Here is a 21,379-nt window from a genome sequence, read left to right as displayed (position 1 = left end):
CGGGCCCCTCAGTCCAGCAGGCCCGCCGCGAGCGCCGGGACGATCACGGGCGTGAGCGGCAGCCGCGGGATCAGCGTCGCCTGCACGGCGTGGTAGAGGTCGGCCTTGCCCGCCCACACCGTGCGCGACACCGTGTTGTCGGTGCCGAGCTCGTGCCACCAGGACCCGCCCTCGCGGTCGAGGTGGTGCTCCCCGACGTACTCCCACCACTGCGTGTAGAGGTCGTCGTACCGCGCCTCGCCGGTCGCGGCGTGCAGCGCGGCGGCCGCGGCGACGGCCTCGGCGGCGACCCAGTGCATGCGCTCGCGCACGACGGGGCGGCCGCTCCAGTCCACCGTGTAGACGAATCCGGGGGCGCCGTCGACGTCCCAGCCCTCGCGGACGCCCGCGTCGAACAGCGCGACGGCGTCGTCGAGCAGCCACGTCGGGGCGACGTCGCCGCGGGCGGTGACGGCGGCGCGCGCGTGCAGGGTGAGCCGGGCCCACTCGAACCAGTGGCCGATCGTCGCCCCGTAGGGCCGGAACGGGTGCGCGGGGGTGTCGACGTTGTACTCGAGGTCGGCGACCCACGCGGAGTCGAAGTGCTCCGGGATGCGCCAGGAGTTGCCCTTCGCGAAGCCGTCGACGACGCGCTCGACGATGCGCAGCGCGCGGTCGAGCCAGACGCGGTGCCCCGTGACGTCGGCGGCGGCGAGGTACGCCTCGACGGTGTGCATGTTCGCGTTGACGCCGCGGTAGCCGTCGAGCGTGGTGAACGTGCGGTCCCACTGCTCGACCGCGAGCCCCGCCTCGTCGTCCCAGAAGTGCCGCTCGGACACGGCGAGCGCCTCGTCGAGCAGCTCGCGCGCACCGGGCCGGCCCGCGGCGGCCGCGCTCGACGCGGCGAGGATGACGAACGCGTGCGGGTAGGCGGCCTTGTCGGCGTCGCGCGGGGTGCCGTCGCGCTCGACCTCGGCGAACCAGCCGCCGTGCTCGTCGTCGTGGAAGACCCCGCGCAGCGCCGCGAGCCCGTGGTCGACCAGCGCGGCCGAGCCGGGGCGGCCGAGGAGGTGACCGATCGCGTACACGTGCGTCATGCGGCACGTGATCCACAGCTCGAGCGGGCCGTCCTGGGGAGCGCCCTGCTCGTCCTGCCGCGCGAACCCGCCGCCGGGGACCGCCGACGCCCTCCCGAAGTCCAGCAACCGGTCGGTCTCGCCCTCGAGCCACCGGGCGTGCGCGGGCGTCGTCAGCCAGGACATGCGTCAACCCTACCGACGGCGGACCGGTCGACGGTCCGGGCTGCACCGGGCGGGACGGGCGGGACACAATGCCCGGATGAGCGACGACGAGGCACGTGACGAGGTCGGCACGCAGCAGCACGCGCAGGGCCCGACGGGCGCGGGTCCGCGGGTCGTCGTGGTGCCCGCGCCGGACGGCGCCGACGACGCGCAGGACGACGCCGGCGAGGACGTCACCGACCTGGTCGGCGAACCCGCGAAGGTCATGCGGATCGGCACGATGATCAAGCAGCTCCTCGACGAGGTCCGCAGCGCGCCGCTCGACGACGCCGCCCGTGCGCGTCTCGCGGAGGTGCACGAGCGCTCGCTCAAGGAGCTCGAGGACGGCCTGTCCCCCGAGCTCGTGGCCGAGCTGCACCGCATCACGCTGCCGTTCGTCGACGAGCAGACGCCGTCGGACGCGGAGCTGCGGATCGCGCAGGCGCAGCTCGTCGGGTGGCTGGAAGGGCTGTTCCACGGCATCCAGACGGCGCTCGTGGCGCAGCAGATGGCGGCGCAGGCGCAGCTGTCGCAGATGCGTCGCGCGCTGCCGCCCGGCCGAGGCGGGATGCCGGGCGCGCACCCCGGGCACCCGGGCCTCGCGATCGGCGACCCCGACGACCCGGAGCGCCCGGGCACCGGTCAGTACCTGTAGCCGTCCCGCCCAGCGCGGCGACCTCGCCCCGGCGCGCGCATCCGAGCGGCCCGGCCCGCGCGCGGCCTCCCGTCGTGCGGGCGAGCCGGTCCTCAGGCGGGCGGCGGCGCCTCGTCGGTGGCGGTCCGGTCGGTGCCGGTGAGCGCGATCGCGCCCGAGACCAGCACCAGCCCGGCGAGCTCGGCGGGGTGCGGGACCTGCCGCAGCACGACGGCACCGACGACGGCCGCCGTCGCCGGCAGCAGCGCGAGCAGCACCGCGAACGTGGCGGGGCGGACGCGCCGCAGGACCACCTGCTCCAGCCCGTAGGGCACGACGGACGACAGCACGGCGACGCCGACGACGAGCAGCGCGAGCCACGCGTCGGTGGCGACGGGTGCGGCGTCGGCCACGAAGAACGGCGCGAGGACGAGCGCGCCCGCCGTCATCGCGACGGACAGCCCGGTGACCCCGCCGCTCTCCGCGGTCGCGACGCGGCGCCCGAGGACGATGTACCCGGCCCAGCACGCGGCGGAGATCCCGATGGCGACGAGCCCGACGACCGCGTCGCCGCCCGGCACCGCGCCGGACTCCAGGGTGACGCCCGCGAGCAGCACGACGCCGAGGGCCGCGACGCCGATCGCGACACGGTCGCGCCACCCGTGCCCGGTGACCGCGGCGACCGCGACGGGCCCGACGAACTCGAGCGCGACCGCCGTGCCGAGCGGCAGGTGGTCGATCGCGACGTAGAACGCGACGTTCATGAGCCCGAGCACGACGCCGAACAGCACGGTGGTGCGGACCGCACGACGCGTCCAGAGGCCACGTGACCGCCACGGCCGCCGCCACAGCACGAGGACGACCGCGGCGACGGCGAGCCGCAGCCACGCGACGACGGCGGGCGGAAGCACGTCGAACAGCCCGACCGCGATCGCGGCGCCGAGGTACTGGGTCAGGCCCGACAGCACGAAGAGGAGCGGCGCGGGCACGCGTCCAGCGTAGGCACCGGCACTCCGCCCGCCCGGCACGCTGCGGCCCGCGTCACCCCGGAGGGTGCGCGGGCCGCAGGTGTCTGGCGGTCGAGCGGGGGTCAGCCCTTCACGGCACCGCCGAGCAGGCCGCGGACGAAGTACCGCTGGAGCCCGAGGAACACGATCAGCGGCACGATCATCGCGATGAACGCACCGGCCGACAGCAGGTGCCACTGCGACCCGCGCGTGCCGGCGAGCTCGGCGACGCGCACCGTCAGCGGCGCGACGTCGGGGGTGCCACCGGCGAACACGAGCGCGACGAGCAGGTCGTTCCACACCCACAGGAACTGGAAGATCGCGAACGACGCGATCGCGGGCGTGAGCAGCGGCAGGAGCACCTGGAAGAAGATCTTCACGTGCCCGGCGCCGTCGACGCGCGCGGCCTCGACGAGCGACGGCGGGATGTCCTTCATGAAGTTGTGCAGCAGGTAGATCGCGAGCGGCAGCGCGAAGATCGAGTGCGACAGCCACACGACCCAGAACGAGCCCGCGAGGCCCCACGACACGTACTGCGAGAGCAGCGGGATCAGCGTGACCTGGATGGGCACGACCTGGAGCGCGAACACCGCGACGAACAGCAGGTTGCGGCCCTTGAAGTCGATCCACGCGAAGGCGTACGCCGCGAGCAGCGCGAGCGAGATCGGGATGATGACGGCCGGGAGCGTGATGACGACGGAGTTGACGAAGAACGTCGACAGGCTCGTCGACGACCCGAACAGCGCCTCCTGGTAGTTGTCGAGCGTCAGCTCCGGGTTCCACGGGAGGGTCCACCAGCCCGACGACCGGATCTCCGCGCGCGGCCGGAACGACGTGACGAACAGGCCGAACGTCGGGACGGTCCACAGGATCGCGATGGTGATCGCGATGCCCGACGCCCACGGCGAGCTGAGCTTGCCCTTCACGGCCATCGCGCGCTTCTCCGCGCGGGACATCTTGCGCGCGGGCTTCGCGACGCGCGTGTCCGCCTCGGTCTCGTCGACGAGGTTGGTGGGAGGGATGACGGTCATCGGATCTCCTCCGCCAGACGCAGCTGCCGCACGTTGTAGACGACGATCGGGATGACGAGCACGAACAGGATCACGGCGAGCGCGGCGCCGAGCCCCTGCTGCTGCGCCCGGAACGACTGCGTGTAGAACTCGTACGCCACGACCGACGTGTTGAAGTTGCCGCCCGTCATGGTCCGGACGATGTCGAAGACCTTGAGCGTCGACATCGCGATCGTCGTGAGGACGACGACGAGCGCGGGCCGGATGCTCGGGACGGTGATGAAGCGGAACATCTTGGTCCCGCCCAGTCCGTCGAGCCGCGCGGCCTCGACGATGTCGTCGGGGATCGCCTTGATCGCGGCGGACAGGACCGTCATCGCGAAGCCGGCCTGGATCCACACCATGACCGCGATGAGGAAGAACGTGTTCCAGGGTTGGTTCAGCAGGAACTGCTGCGGTGGCAGCCCGAGCCACACGAGGAGCTGGTTCGCGAGGCCGATCTGCTGGATGTTGCCCTGGTCGGGTCGGTACTCGTAGACGAACTTCCAGATGATCGACGCGCCGACGAGCGAGATGGCCATCGGCAGGAAGATCAGCGTCTTGGCGAACGACTCGAACCGTGTCCGGTCGACCATGACGGCGTACACGAGCCCGATGAACGTCGCGGCGAGCGGGACGAGCACGACCCACAGCAGCGTGTTGCGCAGGACCGTCTGGAACTGGTCCTCGGTGAAGGCGCGCACGTAGTTGTCGAAGCCGACGAACGCGTCACCGGTGTTGTTGTAGAAGGAGCCGCGGATCGTCCGCAGCCCTGGGTACAGCAGGCCGAACGCGATGAAGATCAGCGTCGGGCCCAGGAAGCCGAGCGCGACCGCCCACGAGGGCAGCCGCTTGATCCGGTCGACGCCGAACAGGATCAGACCCATCACGACCACGAACAGCAGGATCGCGATCACCATCACCGCGAACTTCTCGCCCGTGGTGTCCGCTTCGAGCAACCAGTCCATGGCTCACCCTTTCCTCGCCGTCGAGGCCGGCGTCGATGCAACGGGGGGCGCGGTCCGTACGCGCGCCGAAGACGTCGGGACAGCCGGTGCGACGGCCGTGGTGGGGGCCCGGGACGGACCCCCACCACGGCGGTGTCACACCGGTCGAGGCGTCACTGCGGCCAGGCCGCCTCGATGTTGTCGAGCGTCTCCTCGTCGGACTGGTTCTCGGCGATCCACGCGGTCATCTGCTTCCAGAACGCGTCGGCGCCGACGGCACCGGGCATCTGGTCGGACCCGTCGAACCGGAAGGTGTACGAGTCGTCGGTCAGCAGGTCGAACGACAGCTTGTCGATCGGCGACTGCAGGAGCTCCGGGTCGAGGCCGTTGTTGGCGGACAGCCAGCCCTGGCCGGTGACCTCGGCCTTCTTGTTGGCCCACTCGGGGCTCGACAGGTAGGCCTGGAACGCCGCGACCTCGGGACGGTCGGCGAACGCCGTCACGAACTCGCCACCACCGAGCAGCGGCTTGTCCTCGGCGGTCTTGCCCGGCAGGTAGAACGCGTACACGTCGCCGTCCTCGGCGACCGTGAGGCTCTCGTCCCAGTTGGCCTGGTAGAAGTTCGCCGCACGGTGCAGGAAGCAGGCGCCGTCCGGGATCGGCTGCGCGGCCTCGTTCCACGGGGTCGTCGCGATGGACGTCACGTCGCCCCAGCCGCCGTTCACGCGCTCGGAGTCCTTGAGGATCGAGCCGACGGTCCCGAGCGCCTCGAGGATCTGCGGGTCGTTGAACGGGATCTCGTGGTTGACCCACTGGTCGTAGACGTCGGCACCCGCGGTCCGCAGGACGACGTCCTCGAGCCAGTCGGTGGCCGGCCAGCCGGTCGCGTCGCCGGACTCGATGCCCGCGCACCACGGCTGCACGTCGGGGTAGTCCTCACGGATCTGGTCGGTGAGCGCGATGAGGTCGTCCCACGTCGTGGGGATCTCGTAGCCGTTCTCCTCGAACGCCGACGGCGAGTACCAGACGAACGACTTCACGTTCGCGCCGAGCGGCGTCGCGTAGAGCGTGCCGTCGACGGTGCCGTAGTTGACCCAGCCCTCGGTGTAGTACTCGTTCGCGTTGTCGATGACGGCCTGCGGGGCCGGCACGACGACGTCCGGGTACTGCTCGACGATCGACTTGAGGAAGCCGGGCTGCGGGATGTACGCGATGTCCGGCGGGTTGCCGGCCTGGAGGCGCACCGGGAGCTGCGCCTCGAACTCGCGCGAGCCCTCGTACTCGATCTTCGCGCCCGTGCACTCCTCGAACGGGGCGTAGGAGTCGATCTGCTGCTGCGACTCCGGGTCCACGATCGAGGTGTAGACGCTGATCGTCTTCCCCGACAGGTCGCCGTAGTCCTCGTAGGCCGAGCAGTCGGTCGTCGACGTCTCGTCGCCGCCGCCCCCGCCGTCGTCGTCGTTGCCCGAACAGGCGGTGAGCACGAGCACGAGACCCGCCCCCGCCGCCGCTGCCGCGGTGTAGCCGCGACGCTTGCGCAAGCCGTTCATGAGACCTCCACGTCGTCATGGTCCGGACGGCGCGACTCCACCCCGTCGCGCCCTCCCCAGCGATGCAAGTCGTTGCGCAAGGGTTTCGCAACCGGCACACGGGGACAGAACGGTCACAATTGGGCAACGCACACGTGTCAGCCGCCGGTGGCCGTTGCCCTCGGCACCTGCGACGACGCCTGCGGGCGCCTCGTCAGCCCACGAGGCTGCGCAGGACCGCGACGACGCCGTCGTCCTCGATCGTGCCGGTGACCTCGTCCGCCGCCGCGCGCACGACGTCGGACGCGTGGCCCATCGCCACGCCCCGCGCGGCCCACCGCAGCATCTGCACGTCGTTGGCCCCGTCCCCGACGGCGACCGTCGCGAACGGCTCGACGCCCTCGTGCTGCCGGATCTCCTCGAGCGCGCTGGCCTTCGACACCCCGCCCGGGGTCAGGTCGAGCCACGCGGACCAGCCGACGGCGTACTCGACCTCGTGCAGGCCGACGCGCTCCACGAGCTCGTGGAACTCCTCGGGGCTCGCCTCGGGCGCCCGGATGACGACGCGCGTCGCGGGCGTCGACGCGAGCTCGTCGAACGGCACGACCTGCACCCGCCCGGACAGCTCGCCCGCGGGGAAGTCCGCGGACACCTTGAATCCGACGCCGAGGTCCTCGACCGCGAAGAGCGCGTCGGGCAGCTCCATCGCGATCGTCCGCAGGGCCGGACCGGGGTCGAACGTCACCGACTTCGTGATCGCGAAGCCCTCGTCCGTCCCGTCGATGCGGGCCGTCACCGCGCCGTTCGAGCACACCACCCAGCCCTCGGTGAGCCCCAGGTCGCGCGCGACCGGAACCGCCGAGTGCGCGCCACGACCCGTCGCGAGCACCACGTGCACGCCGGCCTCCCGCACCGCCGCGATCGCGTCGCGCACGTCGGCGGAGATGACGCCGTCGTACGACATGAGGGTGCCGTCGACGTCGAGCGCGACCATCGTGCAGCGGCTCATCGCACGGGCTCCAGCACGTCGAGCCCGCCGAGGTACGGGCGCAGCGCCTCCGGGACGCGGACCGACCCGTCGGCCTGCTGGTGGTTCTCCAGGATCGCGACGATCCAGCGCGTCGTCGCGAGCGTGCCGTTGAGCGTCGCGACCGCACGGACCGTGCCGTCCGCGGTGCGCTCGCGCACGCCCAGGCGGCGGGCCTGGAACGTCGTGCAGTTGGACGTCGACGTCAGCTCGAGCCACCGCTGCTGGCTCGGCAGCCACGCCTCGCAGTCGAACTTGCGTGCCGCGCTGCTGCCCAGGTCGCCCGCCGCGGTGTCGATCACGCGGTACGGCAGCTCGACGAGGTCCAGCATCGCCTTCTCCCAGCCGAGGATGCGGCGGTGCTCGTCGGCCGCGTCCTCGACCGTCGTGTAGGAGAACGCCTCGACCTTGTGGAACTGGTGCACGCGGATGATGCCGCGCGTGTCCTTGCCGTACGAGCCGGCCTCGCGCCGGTAGCACGCGCTCCACCCCGCGTACCGCTTCGGGCCGCCCGTCAGGTCCAGGATCTCGCCGCTGTGGTAGCCCGCGAGCGCGACCTCCGACGTCCCGACCAGGTACAGGTCGTCCGCGGGCAGGTGGTAGATCTCGTCCGCGTGCGCGCCGAGGAACCCGGTGCCGGCCATGACCTCGGGCTTCACCAGCGTCGGCGTGATGACGGGCGTGAACCCGACCGCGAGCGCCCGGTCGACGGCCGCGTTGAGCAGCGCGAGCTCGAGCCGCGCCCCGATGCCCGTCAGGTAGTAGAACCGCGCGCCCGACACCTTCGCGCCGCGCTCGGTGTCGATGGCCGCCAGGCCCTCGCCGAGCGCCAGGTGGTCGCGCACCTGGAAGTCGTCGCCGTACTCCGCCGCGAAGTCGCGCGGGGTGCCGACGTGCTCCAGCACGACGTAGTCGTCCTCGCCGCCGCCCGGGACGCCGTCCTCGACGACGTTGCCGATCCGCCGGGCCAGGTCCGTGGCGTGCCGCTCGGCCTCGTCGGCCTCCGCCTGCAGCCCCTTGACCTTCTCCGCGATCGTCTTGCCGTGCGCGAGCAGCGCCTGCTTCTCGTCACCCTGCGCCGACGCGACCTTCTTGCCGTGCGCCTTCTGCTCCGCGCGCAGCGTCTCGAACTCGGTGAGGGCGGCGCGGCGGCGGGAGTCGGCGTCGAGGACCTGGTCGACGAGGGACGGGTCGTCGCCACGCAGCCGCTGGCTGGTCCGGACGAGCTCGGGTTCCTCCCGCAGGAGCCGCAGATCGATCACCCGCCGACTCTACCGACCGCCCCGCACCCGCCGCCCCGCACCTCCGCCGCTCCACCCGGCCCGCAGCACCCGGGTCCCGGGTCGCGGGTCGGGAGGTGGCGTCCGTCGGTGGCCCGGGAGGCGGTGCTCGGGGTGTTCGGGCGGGCCAGGGCGGGGGCGGGCCGTAGATTGCCCGTGTGTCGTGGGAGGGGTGGGTCGCGGTCGCGGCGGGTGCGCTCGCGCTCCTCTCGCTGCTCGGCGTCGGTGTGCTCCTCGTCCGGCAGCGCGAGCTGCGCCGACGCATCGAGGCCCCCGGCGCCGCGAGGTCGGCCCGGGCGCTGCGGCTGGCGCGGGAGATCGAGGGCGGCGGCCAGCTCGTCGCGTTCGTCGCGAACCCCTCGAAGCCCGACGTCGCCCACCTGCGCGCGGCGGTGCTGCGGCTGTGCGCGGAGCAGGAGCTGCCGACCCCGCTCTGGCTCGAGACGACGGTCGAGGACCCCGGCGTGGGCCAGACGCGGCTCGCGGTCGAGCGGGGGGCCGACGTGGTGGTCGCGATCGGCGGCGACGGGACGGTGCGCGCGGTCGCGGAGGGACTCGTCGGGACGGGCGTGCCGATGGGGCTCATGCCGCTGGGGACGGGCAACCTGCTGGCGCGGAACCTCGACATCCCGCTGTCGGACCCGCTCGCGGCGATGCGGGTCGCGGTCGAGGGCCGCGACCGGACGATCGACGTCGGCTGGCTGCGTGTCCAGCGCTGGGAGTCCGACGTGCACGACGACGTCGCGGAGGCGGCAGACAGCCTGCCCGACGACACGGACCTGCCGCGCGACCACATCTTCCTGGTGATCGCGGGGGTCGGGTTCGACGCGGCGATGGTGGCCGACGCCGACGAGCAGCTCAAGGCGCGCGTGGGGTGGATCGCCTACTTCGTCGCAGGGATGAAGCACCTGCACGGGCGGCGGACGCGCGTGCACGTCAGGCTCGACGACCAGCCGGTCGCCACGACGCGGCTGCGCAGCCTGCTCATCGGCAACTGCGGCCGGCTCCCGGGCGGCATCACGCTGCTGCCCGACGCGGAGCTCGACGACGGCTGGCTCGACGTCGCGGCGATCGACACGCGCGCGGGGATCGCGGGCTGGGCGCAGCTCCTCGGCGAGGTGGTGCTGCAAGGGGTGGGGGTCCGCAACGACCTGCCCGCGAAGATCGGCCGCATCGACCACACCCGCGCGCAGGAGGTGCGGCTCGTCGTGCCGGGCGGCGACCACGTGCAGGTCGACGGCGACGTGGTGGGTCGCGTCACGGAGCTGAGCGCGCGGATCGACCCCGGGGCGCTGGTGGTGCGCGTCCCGACGCGCTGACGGCGGCCCCTCGGCCCGCGGTCGGGCGGTCGTTGCTCCGGGGTGGTGAAGAATGCCCGACTCCTCCGCCGATGTCCGTTCCCGCCGCTACCGTGGAGAGCAGTCGACGCGGACGGTCGCCTCCCACCCCCGAGGGCCCGCCGCGGTCGCGGAGCAGACGAGGAGCACGGTGACCACCGACAGCCGCCCCGAACCGCCCGCGGGTGCGCCCCGGACGGCGCCCGTGCCCGTGGTCGGGTCGCCCGCGAACCATCGCACGACGCTCGCGTCGGTCGCGCTCGGGACGGTCGGCGCGCTCGCCGCAGCCGCGCTCGGCCTCGTGCTCCTCGCCCCGGACCCCGGCCCCGCGGCCGACGACCGGGCGATGCTGCTCGACGACCGCGCGGTCGCGCCGCCCGCGTTCGCGCTGGTCACGGGCGCATGGTCGGACGAGGACGCCGACGGTCTGCGCGGCGCCGCCGAGGCCCCGCTGTCGGGCGTCGTCGTCCACCTCGAGACCGCGGACGCCCGCCCGGCGCACCACACCGACGGCAGCCTCGTCGCCGCCGCGACGACCGGAACCGACGGGACCGCGGCGTTCGACGACCTCCCGGACGGCGTCTACCGGGTCCGCTGGGAGCTGCCCGCCGGGTACGCGCTGACGACGGCCGTCGCGGCGCCCGGACGTGCGCTCGTGGACTCCGACGCCGAGCCCGTCGACGGCGACCCGACGCGCGGCCTGTCCGGACCGGTCGCGCTCACCGAGCCGGCCGACCTCGACCTCCCGGCACCGGCCGACGGCGTGACGGCGGACCGGGTCGCACGCGGGCTCGACGTCGGCGCGACGCCCGTCGCGCAGGTGCTGGGGGTCTCGCTCGGCTGACCAGACCCGACCCGCCGGTCAGGTCGCGGAGCCCTCACGCACCGCGCGCAGCCACTCGCGAGCCCCGACGAAGTCCGCGTCGGCGGTCCCGACGTGCACGGTCGGTGCGACCGCGTCGGCCCGCGGGTAGGAGCCGAGGAACCGCACGTGCGGGCAGCGGCGGTGCAGGCCCATGATCGCCTCGCCGACCCGCTCGTCGGTGATGTGCCCCTCGGCGTCGATGGAGAACGAGTAGCGGCCGAGGGCGTCGCCGATCGGACGCGACTCGATGCGCGAGAGGTTCACGCCGCGCACGGCGAACTGCTCGAGCATCGCGAGCAGCGCACCGGCCTCGTTGTCGGGCAGGTGCACCACGAGCGTCGTCTTGTCCGCGCCCGTCGGCGGCGGGACGTGACCGGGGTGGCCGACGACGACGAACCGCGTCACCGCGCTCGGGTTGTCCGCGACGTGCTCGGCCAGCGGCACCAGCCCGTACGTCTCGACCGCGGGCGGCGGGACGAGCGCGGCGTCGAAGCCGAGGTCCGTGGGCTCGCCGTCGGCGGCGCGCCCCGCGAGGAGGGCGGCCGGTGCGGTGTTCGACGTGGCCGGCACGTGCACGACGCCCGGCAGGTGGTGCGCGAGCCAGCGGCGGCACTGCACCCACGCGTGCGGGTGCGCGGAGATGCGTCGCACGTCCGCGAGCGCGACGCCCGGCGCGGCCGCGAGCGTGAACTGGACGGGCACGAGCACCTCGCGCAGCAGCACGAGGGGCGCGCCGCCGGCGAGGCTGTCGAGCGTGGCCGTGACGCCGCCCTCGACGGTGCTCTCGATCGCGACGACCGCGAAGTCGGCGCCGCCGGACCGGACCGCCTCGATCGCGGCGGCCACGTCGGTCTGCGGGAGGTACACCGCCTCGTCGGGCCCGACGACCTGCCGCAGCGCCGCCTCGGTGAACGTGCCCGCGGGCCCGAGGTAGGCGTACCGCGGCCGCCCGCCGGAGGACTCCGACGACGCCCCGGGCGCGACCGCTCCTGGTGCGGACATCACAGCTCCTCCTCAGGCGCTCCACGCGGCGTCGACCCCACCCGCCGGGGTCGAGGGTAGTGCGCCCGTAGGCTTGACCGGTGCCGACCTCCGCCCGCCCGCGCGCCCTGCGTCACCGCGTGCGTGCGCTCGCCGGCACGCTGCTCGCCGCCGCGACCGTGCTGCTCACCGCCCCGACCGCGACCGCCGCGACCCCCGCCCCGACCGCCGAGGACACCGCCGCCGCGCCCGTCGTGCTCGTCGGCGTCACCGGCCTGCGCTGGGACGACGTCACGACGCTCACCACGCCGACGCTGTGGGACCTCTCCCGCGACGGGTCCATCGGTCTCGTCGCCGCGCGGTCCGTCGCGTCCCGGTCCTGCCCCGCGGACGGCTGGCTCGCGGTGTCGTCGGGCGAGCGCGCCGCGGACCTGCCCGCCGACGACCGCACCTGCCGCTCGCTGCGCGACCCCGGCGAGGACGGCCAGGTGCCCGGCTGGGACGACTACCTGTCGTCCGCCGAGTCCGAGTCGTACGGCGCGCGCCCCGGGCTCCTCGGCGACCTGCTCGCCGGTTCCGGCACCCCCGCGACCGGCATCGGCCCCGGTGCCGCGATCGCGCTGGCCGACGGCGACGGGCTCCCGGTCGGCACGCACCTCGCCCGCCCGGGCAGCACGAACGCCCTGACGCGCACCGTGCGCGACGCGCTCCAGACGTCGCGGCTCGTCGTCGTCGACGCGGGCGTGCTGCGCGACCCCGGTTACGCGACCGCCGCGCGCGGCTCGTCCACCCCGGTCGAGGAGGAGCCCGGCGACGAGATCCCCGGCATCGCCGACCCGACGGACCCGGAGCTGCCGACGCCGGGCGCGATCGTCGAGCCCACGCGGTCCGCGCAGGCGCAGACCCTCGACGACCGCATCGGCGCCGTCCTGCGGGCCACCGAGCGCAGCGGCGCGACGGTCCTCGTGGTGTCGCTCGCCGACTCCAGCCGCGCGACGCTCCAGCTCGCCGCCGCGCTCGGCACCGCACCGAACGGCGACGAGTACGCGCGCAACCTGCTCACGTCGGGCGCCACCCGGCAGGCCGGGCTGGTGCAGACCGTCGACGTCACACCGACGCTGCTCGACTCGCTCGACCTCGAGGACGACGCGCCGGCGCTCGCGGGCGCGACGATCGTCCCGACCGCCGGTCCCGTGACCGCGTCCGGGCGGATGGCGACGCTGCTCGACGTGCAGCAGCAGGCGCAGTGGGTGACGCGCGTCAGCGGCGGGTTCTCGACGCGCATGGTGCTCGCGCAGGCGGTGCTGTTCGTCGCCGCCGCGATCATCCTCACGCGCAAGGGCCGGTCCGACCGCCGACCCCTGCGGCCCGCGCTGCACGCGCTCAAGATCGCGTCGCTCGCGCTCGCGGCGGCGCCGATCACGGCGTTCCTCACGGGTCTCGTCCCGTGGTGGCGTGCCGCCGACCCGCGCATGGCGTTCTGGTGGACGGTCCTCGCGTGGATCGCGCTCATCACGGCGCTGGCCCTCGTCGGGCCGTGGCGGCGCTCGGTGCTCGGACCCGCGGGGTTCGTGGCCGCGGTGACCGTCGGCGTGCTCGTCGTCGACGCCTGCACGGGCTCGCACCTCGTCATCGACACGCCCATGGGCGCGCACCGGCTGCTCGCCGCGCGGTTCTACGGCATGAGCAACCAGGCGTTCGCGCTGCTCACCGCGGCGGGCCTGCTCGTCGCCGTCGCGATCGCCGACCCGCTCGTGCGCCGCGGCCGGCGCGTCCTCGCGACCGTGCTCGTCGCCGGCCTCGGGCTGCTGCTCGTCGTCGTCGACGGCGCCCCCGGTCTCGGCTCCGACTTCGGTGGCCCGCCCGCGCTGATCCTCGCGTTCGCGCTGCTCGCGATCACCGTGAGCGGCCGGCGCGTGCACTGGAGGACGCTCGCGATCATCCTCGGCGTCGGCGCGCTCGTCGTCGGCGGGTTCGCGGTGCTCGACTGGATGCGCCCGCCCGCGGACCGCACCCACCTCGGCCGGTTCTTCGCGACGGTCCTCGACGGCGGGCTGTGGGACGTCGTCTACCGCAAGCTGTCCGTCAACCTGCGCGTGCTCACCAACTGGCGCTACCTCGTGCTCGCCGTGTTCGGCATCGCGCTCACGTGGATCGTGCTCGCGGGCGACCGGCCGCGGCGAGGCGCGCTCATGGGCCCGCGCAGCCCGCTCGCGGGGCTGCAGGCCGCCGTCCCGCTGCTGCGTCCCGCGGTGCTGGCCATCGGCGCCGGGCTCGGCGTCGGGTTCCTCATCAACGACTCCGGCATCGTCGTGCCCGCCACCGGCATCGCGGTCGCGGTGCCGTGCCTCGTCGCCGCGGCGGCGCAGTGGCGGCTCGAGGCGCCCGAGCCGCAGGCGGTCGCCGTCGACGAGAGGACGCCCGCCGCGGTCGGCGCGCGCGGCGAGGCCGACGCTCAGGGCGAGGCCGACGCTCCCGCCGGTGGCGGTGCGGTCGCCGACGGTGGCGGTGCGGTCGTCGACGGTGGGGTCAGCGGTGCGTCTGCGGCGGACGCGACCGCGGCGCGACCGCCTGCTGCACGGCCGACGCCGCCCCCCGCACCCGACGCGCACTGACCGCGAGCTGCACGTCGCGGTACTGCGCGGCCCGGTGCAGCTGGCCCTTGAGGTCGCTGCCCGACGGTCGGTGCCGCAGCTCGCAGGGCACCTCGATCACGCGGAACCCCTGCCGCAGCAGGTCGATCGTCATGCCCGTCTCGACACCCCAGCCGCGCGCGAGCGGCGTCGCGGCCTCGAACGCCTCGCGCGTGAGGCAGCGCATGCCGGACAGGGGCTGCGTGGGTGTCCAGCCGGTCATCGACGCGATCGCGCGGCGCGCGGCGCCGACGACGATGCCGCGGCCACCGGCGCCGGGCTGCGGCGGCAGGAGCGCGATCGACAGGTCGGCGTGGCCCTCGACGACGGGCGGGACGAGCGGTGCGGTGTTGACCGCGGTCTCGCCGAGGTCGCCGTCGATGAACAGCAGGACGCGGGGCGACCGGTCGGGCGCATCCCGCATGGCGACGACGGCGGCGCCGGTCTCCATGGCGGCGGCCTTGCCGCGGTTGTGCGAGTGCCGGACGACGACGGCCCCGGCCTCGCGGGCGACGTGCTGGGTGTTGTCCTCGGAGCCGTCGTCGACGACGAGCACGAGGTCGACGTGCGGGATGGCGCGCGCGGAGCGGACCGTCGCGGCGATCCGCCGGGACTCGTCCTTCGCCGGGATGATCACGGCGACCCGCTGCTTGTGCCGGTGCGGCTTCGGCTCGCGCGCGTCGTGCGCGGGCTCACGCGCGGCGTCGCGACCGGCGTCCCGGCCTCCGCGCCGCTGACGACCGCCCGTGGCCGGGGCCTCGGGGTGCGCGTCGGACGTCGCGGCGGGGGCGTCGACACCCGTGTCGGCGGGCGTCGTCGCCTCGTCGACCGTCGTGGTGGCGGGCGTCCGGCCACGCGTGCGCGTGGGCGCGGTCGCAGCGGCCGTCGAGGCGTCGGTCGGGCCGGCCTCCGGCTGGTCGTCGGCGGCCTTCCCGCCCTTGCGCGTCACGGGCGTCAGCCTAGCGAGCCGGACGGCGACCGCCCGCCCGGAGCCGCAGGCCGGGACGCCGACGACACCCGTCCGGCGGGCGGCGTCGGCGCGGCGGGCGTGGGCGCGGCGGGCGTCAGCGGAGGGTGACCTGGCGGGCGACGAGCCCGGCGCGGGCGCGACGCTCGTTCGCGTCGAGCGGCTCGGTCGACGCGAGCGCCTCGGCGAACGAGGGGGCGAACGCCGCGAGCGGGGTCTCGACGTCCTCGGCCTCGGAGCCGCGGGCGAGCTCCCACACCGGCACGACGAGGCCGCTGGACCGGAAGTAGCCGACGAACTTGCCGCCGTCGAACCCGGACGCACGGCGCGCGTGCAGGCGGGCGAGCGCGTCGAGGACGACCTGCTCGTCGTGCGGCTGCGCCCAGCGGAGGAACTCGCGGGCGCCCATGCGGCACCAGTAGGCGGCGTCGGCGGCGGCGAGCTTGCGGGTGTCGATGATGCCCGCGTCGGCCTCCTCCATCGCCGCGACGAGGTCGGGCGTGCGCTCGGTGTCGGGCGCGAGCCAGTAGGAGAACGAGTCGTGCACCGTGACCTCGAACGGCACGGACGGGTCGAGCACGTCCTGGAGGCGCGGGCCGGGACCGGGCAGGCCGACGGTCTCGACCGCGGTGCCGGGCTCGACGTCGAGGGCCTCGAGCAGCGCGGCGGCGAGGTCGCGGCTCGCGTCGCCCGACGAGCCGACCGTCTGGAGCGCGAGGAGGACGACGCCGTCCGCGCGGTGCAGCGCGGGCCAGGCGGTGGGCAGCACGGTGGTGACGAGGACGTCGCGCGCCCCGTGCTCCTTCGTGGTGCGGGCGGTCGCGGTCGCCGCGGGGACGAGCTCCTTGAGCGCGACCCAGTCGGGCTCACCGGGGAGCCCCTCGAACGGACGCAGCACGAAGTCGGGCGTGTTCCTGGCCATGTCCCGAAGGGTACCGGGAGTCCCCGGGACGGGCGGCGACGCCCGCCTCGCACGCGGTCCTCGAAGGGCGCGGTCGTCATGATGACGAAGACCGCGGCGCTCGAGTACGCGCAGCGAGGCGTGCGGGTCAACGCCGTCGGGCCGGGCATCATCCGCACCCCGTGGCTCGACAACCTCGACGCCGACCTCATCGACACCCTGGCCCAGCAGGTCCCGCAGGGACGCATCGGGGAGTCCGCCGAGGCCGCCAACGTCGTCGCGTTCCTCGCGTCCGACGAGGCGTCGCACGTCACCGGCCAGGTGTGGCTCGTCGACGGCGGGCGCTCCGCCGGCTGACGCCCGCGGGCACACCACGACGACGGACGGCTGGGACCACCGGGGGCTGCGCGCGCGCAGGTCATGCGGAAGGATCGACCGCATGGACCCGCGCGCCGGAACCCCTGCCCAGCCGTCCGACCTCGTCGACCTCGACGCCCTCCTCGGGGCCTACTTCGACCGCGAACCCGACCTCGACGACCCCGCGCAGCGCGTGGTGTTCGGCACGAGCGGGCACCGCGGCTCGGCGCTCGACTCCGCCTTCAACGAGGCGCACATCGTCGCGATCACCGCGGCCATCGTCGAGTACCGCCGCGGGCAGGGCACCGACGGGCCGCTGTTCATCGGCCGCGACACGCACGGCCTGTCCGAGCCCGCGTTCCGCTCCGCGCTCGAGGTGCTCGCGGCGGCCGGTGTCGAGGTCCGCGTCGACGCGCGCGACTCGTGGACGCCCACGCCCGCCGTCTCGCACGCGATCCTCAGCTACAACGGCGCCGGGACCTCCGAGGGCGTGCGCACGTCCGGCCCCGGGCTCGCCGACGGCATCGTCGTGACCCCGTCGCACAACCCGCCGCGCGACGGCGGCTTCAAGTACAACCCGCCGGACGGCGGCCCCGCCGGGTCGCAGGCGACCGCGTGGATCGCCGACCGCGCGAACGCGATCCTCGCGTCGGGCTGGCGGTCCGTGCCGCGCCTGAGCTACGAGCAGGCGGTCGCGGCCGAGACGACGCGCAAGCACGACTACCTGTCCGCGTACGTCGACGACCTCGCGAACGTCCTCGACCTCGAGGCGATCCGGACGTCGGGCGTGCGGATCGGCGCGGACCCGCTGGGCGGCGCGTCCGTCGAGTACTGGGGCGCGATCGGCGAGCGCTACGGCCTCGACCTCACGGTCGTGAACCCGCAGGTCGACCCGCGCTGGTCGTTCATGACGCTCGACTGGGACGGCAAGATCCGCATGGACTGCTCGTCGCCGTACGCGATGGCGTCGCTCGTGCAGCGGATGGCGGGCGGTGAGGCGCCGTTCGACGTCGCGACCGGCAACGACGCGGACTCCGACCGCCACGGGATCGTCACGCCCGACGGCGGCCTGATGAACCCCAACCACTACATCGCCGTGATGATCCACTACCTGTACGGCGGCGCCCGCCCGGGCTGGCCGTCGGGCACCGCGATCGGCAAGACGCTCGTGTCGTCGAGCCTCGTCGACCGGGTCGCCGCGCGCCTCGGCCGGCGCCTGCTGGAGGTGCCCGTCGGGTTCAAGTGGTTCGTGCCCGGCCTCGTCGACGGGTCCGTCGGATTCGGCGGCGAGGAGTCCGCCGGGGCGTCGTTCCTCCGCAAGGACGGCACCGTGTGGACCACCGACAAGGACGGCATGCTGCCCGCGCTGCTCGCGTCCGAGATCATCGCGACGACCGGGAAGTCGCCGTCGCAGATCCATCGCGAGCTCGTCGGCGAGTTCGGCGAGTCCTGGTACGCGCGCGTCGACGCCGCCGCGACCCGCGAGGAGAAGAAGACGCTCGCCGCGCTCGACGCCTCCCAGGTCACCGCGACCACCCTCGCGGGCGAGCCGATCACCGCGCGCCTCACGCACGCGCCGGGCAACGACGCCGCGATCGGCGGCCTCAAGGTCACGACCGAGAACGCGTGGTTCGCCGCGCGGCCGTCGGGCACCGAGGACGTCTACAAGATCTACGCCGAGTCGTTCGTCTCCGAGGACCACCTGAAGCAGGTCCAGGACGAGGCCAAGCAGGTCGTCTCCCAGGCCCTGGGCAGCTGACGCCCGCCGCCCCCCGGCCAGCTCCGCACGACGACCCGGGTCCGGGTACCGCTGACGTCCGCTCTCCGGTACCCAGGCCCGGGTCGCCCCTGTGCGTGGTGACGACCCGGGCCTGGTGACCGCTGACGCGCCGTCGCCGGTGCTGCGGCCCGGGTGGCGTCGATGTGGGCGGCCGGTGGTCGACTGGGCGACCAGCGGAGCGCGTCTCGCGTCCCTCCGCGGCCCGCAGCGAGAGGACCCACCCATGGCGCACCTGCTGTTCTTCGACTTCGCGACCGACGGGCCTGTCGGGGACGAGGCCGTCACCGCGTTCGGCGGGCTCGCCGCGGACATCGCGGCCGAGGACGGCTTGCTCTGGAAGGTCTGGACCGAGGACGCCGAGGCCGGGACGGCGGGCGGCGCGTACCTGTTCACGGACCGCGAGTCGGCCCAGCGCTACCTCGCGAAGCACACCGCCCGTCTCGCGGGCTTCGGCATCACCGACGTGACGACGTACTCGCGGCCCGTGAACGCCGGTCTCTCCGCGATCACGCACGCACCCGTCCCCGACTGACCGGGGAGGAGCCCTCGACGAGCCGCTCTGCGGTGCGCGGCCGTCCCGCCGTCACCCGCGCGCGGCCGTCCGGGCCGCGAGGGCGGCGGCGATCTCGGCGGCGCAGTCGGGCGTCGGCCGTCGCGTCGTGTCCACCTCCAGGTCGTACCGCACACCCGCGTGGACGCTGAGCGCCTGGGCGCGCGCCATGCCGGGCGTGCGATCGGGCCGTTGCGCCTCGCGCGCGGCAGCGACGTCGGGGTCGCAGCGCACCCCGACCCACACGACGTCGAGCCCGTCGAGCGCCCGGCGGACGCGCTCCTGCCCGGCGCCCCCGGCCAGCAGGACCTCGTCGAGCACCAGGCGCGCGCCGTGGTGGGCCATCGCCGCGAGCCCCGCGTACCAGGCGTCCTGCCCGGCGGTGAAGTCGGGGCCGACGCTGACCGTGCCGTCCGGGGCGAAGGTGATGTCGGCCCGCGGGCTGTCACCGCCGCCCGGGAGGGCGTCGACCAGGGCGTCGACGCCGAACGTCAGCCACAGACCGGGGAGCGCCTCCTGGAGAGCGCGGCACAGCGAGGTCTTCCCCGAGCTGGAGCCGCCGTTCACGACGACGACGTCGACCTGTCCGGACGCGTGCGGCATGCGCGCCACCGTACGTCCCGGCGGGACCGGGCGGCGTGGCGGCGGGGACACGGACGGGCCGCGCACCTGGTCGAGGTGCGCGGCCCGTCGTGCGGAGCGGCGTCGGGGCGCGACGCCGCCCGCTGCACGCACCCCCGACCCGACGCGGTCGGGTGGTGCGTGCGGGGGTGACCGCCGGACCGTGCCTCCGGCGGCCCGAGGTCGGTCGCCGACACCCCGGCGACCGTTCAGACGACCCGTCAGGCGGCGGTGCGGCCGAGGCCCCGGAAGGACCAGCCGGCCTGGCGCCAGCGCTGCGGGTCGAGCTTGCCGCGCGCGTCGATGACGTTCGCGTTCTGCGTGAGGGCGGCGAGCTTCGCCGGCTCGGCGCCGACGAACTCGTCCCACTCGGTGAGGACGAGGACGACGTCCGCACCCTCGACGGCCTCCTCGGCGGAGGTCGCGTAGCCGAGCGTCGGGAAGGACGCGCGGGCGGTGTCGCCGGCCTCGGGGTCGTACACGGTGACCTGGGCACCGCGCAGGTGCAGGGCCGCGGCGACGTTGAGGGCCGGCGAGTCACGCACGTCGTCGGTGTGCGGCTTGAAGGCCGCCCCGAGGACGCCGACCCGGCGGTTCAGCACGGAGCCCCCGCACGCCTCGAGGGCGAGGTCGATCACGCGGCCGCGCTGGCCCATGTTGATCTCGTCGACCTGCTGGAGCAGGGCGGACGCCTGGTGCGCACCGAGCTCGTTGGCGCGGTGCATGAGGGCGCGGATGTCCTTCGGCAGGCAGCCGCCGCCGAACCCGAGACCGGCGTCGAGGAACTGGCGACCGATGCGCACGTCGTGGCCGAGCGCGTCGGCCAGGACGGTCACGTCGGCGTCGGCGGCCTCGCAGACCGAGGCGATCGCGTTGATGAACGAGATCTTGGTCGCGAGGAACGCGTTGGCGCTGACCTTGACGAGCTCCGCGGTGGGCAGGTCGCAGACGACGACCGGGGTGCCCTCGGCGATGGGCGTCTCGTAGACGCGGCGCAGCAGCGCCTCGGAGTCGGCGGTGGTGCCGCCCATGACGATGCGGTCGGGGTGCAGCGTGTCCTGGACGGCCTTGCCCTCGCGGAGGAACTCGGGGTTCCACACGAGCTCGACGCGGACGTCCGTGCGGGCCTTCTGCGCGACCAGCTGGCGCAGGCGCGCACCGGTGCCGACGGGCACGGTGGACTTGCCGACGATGAGCGCGTCGTGCGTGAGGTTCTCCGCGATGGCCGTGGTGGCGGCCTCGACGAAGGACAGGTTCGCGGCGTGGCTCGTCTTGGTCTGCGGCGTGCCGACGCACACGAAGTGCACGTCCGCGAAGGCCACGGCCTCGGCGACGTCGGAGGTGAAGCGCAGGCGGCCGGTGGCGAGCTGCTCCTCGAGGAGCTCGGGCAGCCCGGGCTCGTAGAAGGGCACCTTGCCGGCCTGGAGCGCGGCGACCTTGGCGGGGTCGACGTCGTACCCGACGACCTCCATGCCGAGCGCGGCCATCGACACGGCGTGCGTGGCGCCGAGGTAGCCGGTGCCGAGCACCGAGATGCGGGGGGCGGGGGCGTCGGCGTCGAACACGCGACGGGGGAAGTGGTCCGCGACCGTGAGGTCCTCGGTGTGCTGCTCGGTCATGTCGTTTCTCCTAGAACGGCGGGGGTTGGCAGTGGG

At 74.4% G+C, this 21,379-nt stretch carries 19 protein-coding genes; 7 read left to right on the top strand and 12 right to left on the bottom strand.

Translation table 11 applies throughout. The annotated features are described in order from the left end of the window. Positions 1 to 8 precede the first annotated feature (8 nt). Positions 9 to 1,241, bottom strand: coding sequence for an AGE family epimerase/isomerase (locus tag OOT42_RS01430; RefSeq protein WP_273653194.1), 1,233 nt, complete (start codon positions 1,239 to 1,241; stop codon positions 9 to 11). Between the two features lie 76 nt (positions 1,242 to 1,317). Between OOT42_RS01430 and OOT42_RS01425 the strand changes: the two genes are divergently transcribed. Beyond that, positions 1,318 to 1,914: a bacterial proteasome activator family protein gene (locus tag OOT42_RS01425; RefSeq protein WP_273653193.1), complete on the top strand. Its 597-nt coding sequence runs from the start codon at positions 1,318 to 1,320 to the stop codon at positions 1,912 to 1,914. Between the two features lie 92 nt (positions 1,915 to 2,006). Here OOT42_RS01425 and OOT42_RS01420 read toward each other — a convergent pair whose 3' ends face one another. The 6 genes from OOT42_RS01420 to serS form a co-directional block, all read right to left on the bottom strand. After that, positions 2,007 to 2,882: an EamA family transporter gene (locus tag OOT42_RS01420; protein WP_273653192.1), complete on the bottom strand. Its 876-nt coding sequence runs from the start codon at positions 2,880 to 2,882 to the stop codon at positions 2,007 to 2,009. 101 nt (positions 2,883 to 2,983) lie between these two features. Then, positions 2,984 to 3,931 carry a carbohydrate ABC transporter permease gene (locus OOT42_RS01415; protein ID WP_273653191.1) on the bottom strand — a complete coding sequence of 316 codons (948 nt, stop codon included), beginning with the start codon at positions 3,929 to 3,931 and terminating at the stop codon, positions 2,984 to 2,986. Continuing rightward, a complete protein-coding gene (locus OOT42_RS01410; RefSeq protein WP_273653190.1) occupies positions 3,928 to 4,917 on the bottom strand; it encodes a carbohydrate ABC transporter permease in 990 nt (329 codons plus the stop codon). Before OOT42_RS01410 ends, OOT42_RS01415 begins: the two co-directional genes overlap by 4 nt. 152 nt (positions 4,918 to 5,069) lie before the next feature. Further along, positions 5,070 to 6,446, bottom strand: a complete 1,377-nt coding sequence (locus tag OOT42_RS01405; protein WP_273653189.1) for an ABC transporter substrate-binding protein — start codon at positions 6,444 to 6,446, stop codon at positions 5,070 to 5,072. Between the two features lie 193 nt (positions 6,447 to 6,639). Next, entirely contained in the window at positions 6,640 to 7,434 is a 795-nt protein-coding gene (locus OOT42_RS01400; protein WP_273653188.1) for an HAD family hydrolase, read from the bottom strand. Continuing rightward, entirely contained in the window at positions 7,431 to 8,714 is a 1,284-nt protein-coding gene (gene serS / locus OOT42_RS01395; RefSeq protein ID WP_273653187.1) for a serine--tRNA ligase, read from the bottom strand. Before serS ends, OOT42_RS01400 begins: the two co-directional genes overlap by 4 nt. 176 nt (positions 8,715 to 8,890) lie before the next feature. Between serS and OOT42_RS01390 the strand changes: the two genes are divergently transcribed. Then, the gene (locus tag OOT42_RS01390) at positions 8,891 to 10,051 is read left to right on the top strand and encodes a diacylglycerol/lipid kinase family protein (protein WP_273653186.1); all 1,161 of its coding nucleotides are present in this window, start codon (positions 8,891 to 8,893) and stop codon (positions 10,049 to 10,051) included. A 169-nt stretch (positions 10,052 to 10,220) separates the two neighbouring features. Continuing rightward, on the top strand, positions 10,221 to 10,913 hold the full coding sequence (locus OOT42_RS01385; protein ID WP_273653185.1) for an SdrD B-like domain-containing protein: 693 nt from the start codon (positions 10,221 to 10,223) through the stop codon (positions 10,911 to 10,913). Positions 10,914 to 10,931: 18 nt separating this feature from the next. Here the strand turns inward: OOT42_RS01385 and pheA are convergent, their stop codons facing one another. Beyond that, a complete protein-coding gene (gene pheA / locus OOT42_RS01380) occupies positions 10,932 to 11,936 on the bottom strand; it encodes a prephenate dehydratase (RefSeq protein WP_273653184.1) in 1,005 nt (334 codons plus the stop codon). 80 nt (positions 11,937 to 12,016) lie between these two features. Here pheA and OOT42_RS01375 point away from each other — a divergent pair, with 80 nt between their 5' ends. After that, a complete protein-coding gene (locus OOT42_RS01375; protein WP_273653183.1) occupies positions 12,017 to 14,530 on the top strand; it encodes a hypothetical protein in 2,514 nt (837 codons plus the stop codon). Here OOT42_RS01375 and OOT42_RS01370 read toward each other — a convergent pair. Both OOT42_RS01370 and OOT42_RS01365 read right to left on the bottom strand, forming a co-directional pair. Beyond that, positions 14,445 to 15,497 (bottom strand): glycosyltransferase family 2 protein, encoded by a 1,053-nt coding sequence (locus OOT42_RS01370; RefSeq protein WP_423775948.1) that lies wholly within the window; start codon positions 15,495 to 15,497, stop codon positions 14,445 to 14,447. The two genes, OOT42_RS01375 and OOT42_RS01370, sit on opposite strands and share 86 nt — an antisense overlap. Positions 15,498 to 15,612: 115 nt before the next feature. Beyond that, a complete protein-coding gene (locus OOT42_RS01365; RefSeq protein ID WP_423775947.1) occupies positions 15,613 to 16,437 on the bottom strand; it encodes a DUF5926 family protein in 825 nt (274 codons plus the stop codon). A gap of 81 nt (positions 16,438 to 16,518) precedes the next feature. Here OOT42_RS01365 and OOT42_RS20265 point away from each other — a divergent pair, with 81 nt between their 5' ends. The 3 genes from OOT42_RS20265 to OOT42_RS01350 all read left to right on the top strand — a co-directional run bounded on the left by OOT42_RS20265 (position 16,519) and on the right by OOT42_RS01350 (position 19,085). After that, positions 16,519 to 16,773, top strand: coding sequence for an SDR family oxidoreductase (locus OOT42_RS20265; protein WP_423775946.1), 255 nt, complete (start codon positions 16,519 to 16,521; stop codon positions 16,771 to 16,773). Positions 16,774 to 16,855: 82 nt separating this feature from the next. Beyond that, positions 16,856 to 18,532, top strand: coding sequence for a phosphoglucomutase (alpha-D-glucose-1,6-bisphosphate-dependent) (pgm, locus tag OOT42_RS01355; protein WP_273653180.1), 1,677 nt, complete (start codon positions 16,856 to 16,858; stop codon positions 18,530 to 18,532). A 244-nt stretch (positions 18,533 to 18,776) separates the two neighbouring features. Next, positions 18,777 to 19,085 carry a monooxygenase gene (locus OOT42_RS01350; protein WP_273653179.1) on the top strand — a complete coding sequence of 103 codons (309 nt, stop codon included), beginning with the start codon at positions 18,777 to 18,779 and terminating at the stop codon, positions 19,083 to 19,085. Positions 19,086 to 19,136: 51 nt separating this feature from the next. On the opposite strand, the gene OOT42_RS01345 is transcribed toward OOT42_RS01350, so the two are convergent. Together OOT42_RS01345 and OOT42_RS01340 are read right to left on the bottom strand one after the other, a co-directional pair. Continuing rightward, positions 19,137 to 19,706: a chloramphenicol phosphotransferase CPT family protein gene (locus tag OOT42_RS01345; RefSeq protein ID WP_273653178.1), complete on the bottom strand. Its 570-nt coding sequence runs from the start codon at positions 19,704 to 19,706 to the stop codon at positions 19,137 to 19,139. Between the two features lie 239 nt (positions 19,707 to 19,945). Continuing rightward, entirely contained in the window at positions 19,946 to 21,343 is a 1,398-nt protein-coding gene (locus OOT42_RS01340) for a UDP-glucose dehydrogenase family protein (protein WP_273653177.1), read from the bottom strand. Positions 21,344 to 21,379: the final 36 nt, after the last annotated feature.

This window comes from Cellulomonas fimi, assembly GCF_028583725.1.
GTDB lineage: Bacteria > Actinomycetota > Actinomycetes > Actinomycetales > Cellulomonadaceae > Cellulomonas > Cellulomonas fimi_B.
The sequence above is the reverse complement of the archived record's forward strand: the minus strand, read 5'-3'. Positions and strand labels throughout refer to the sequence as shown.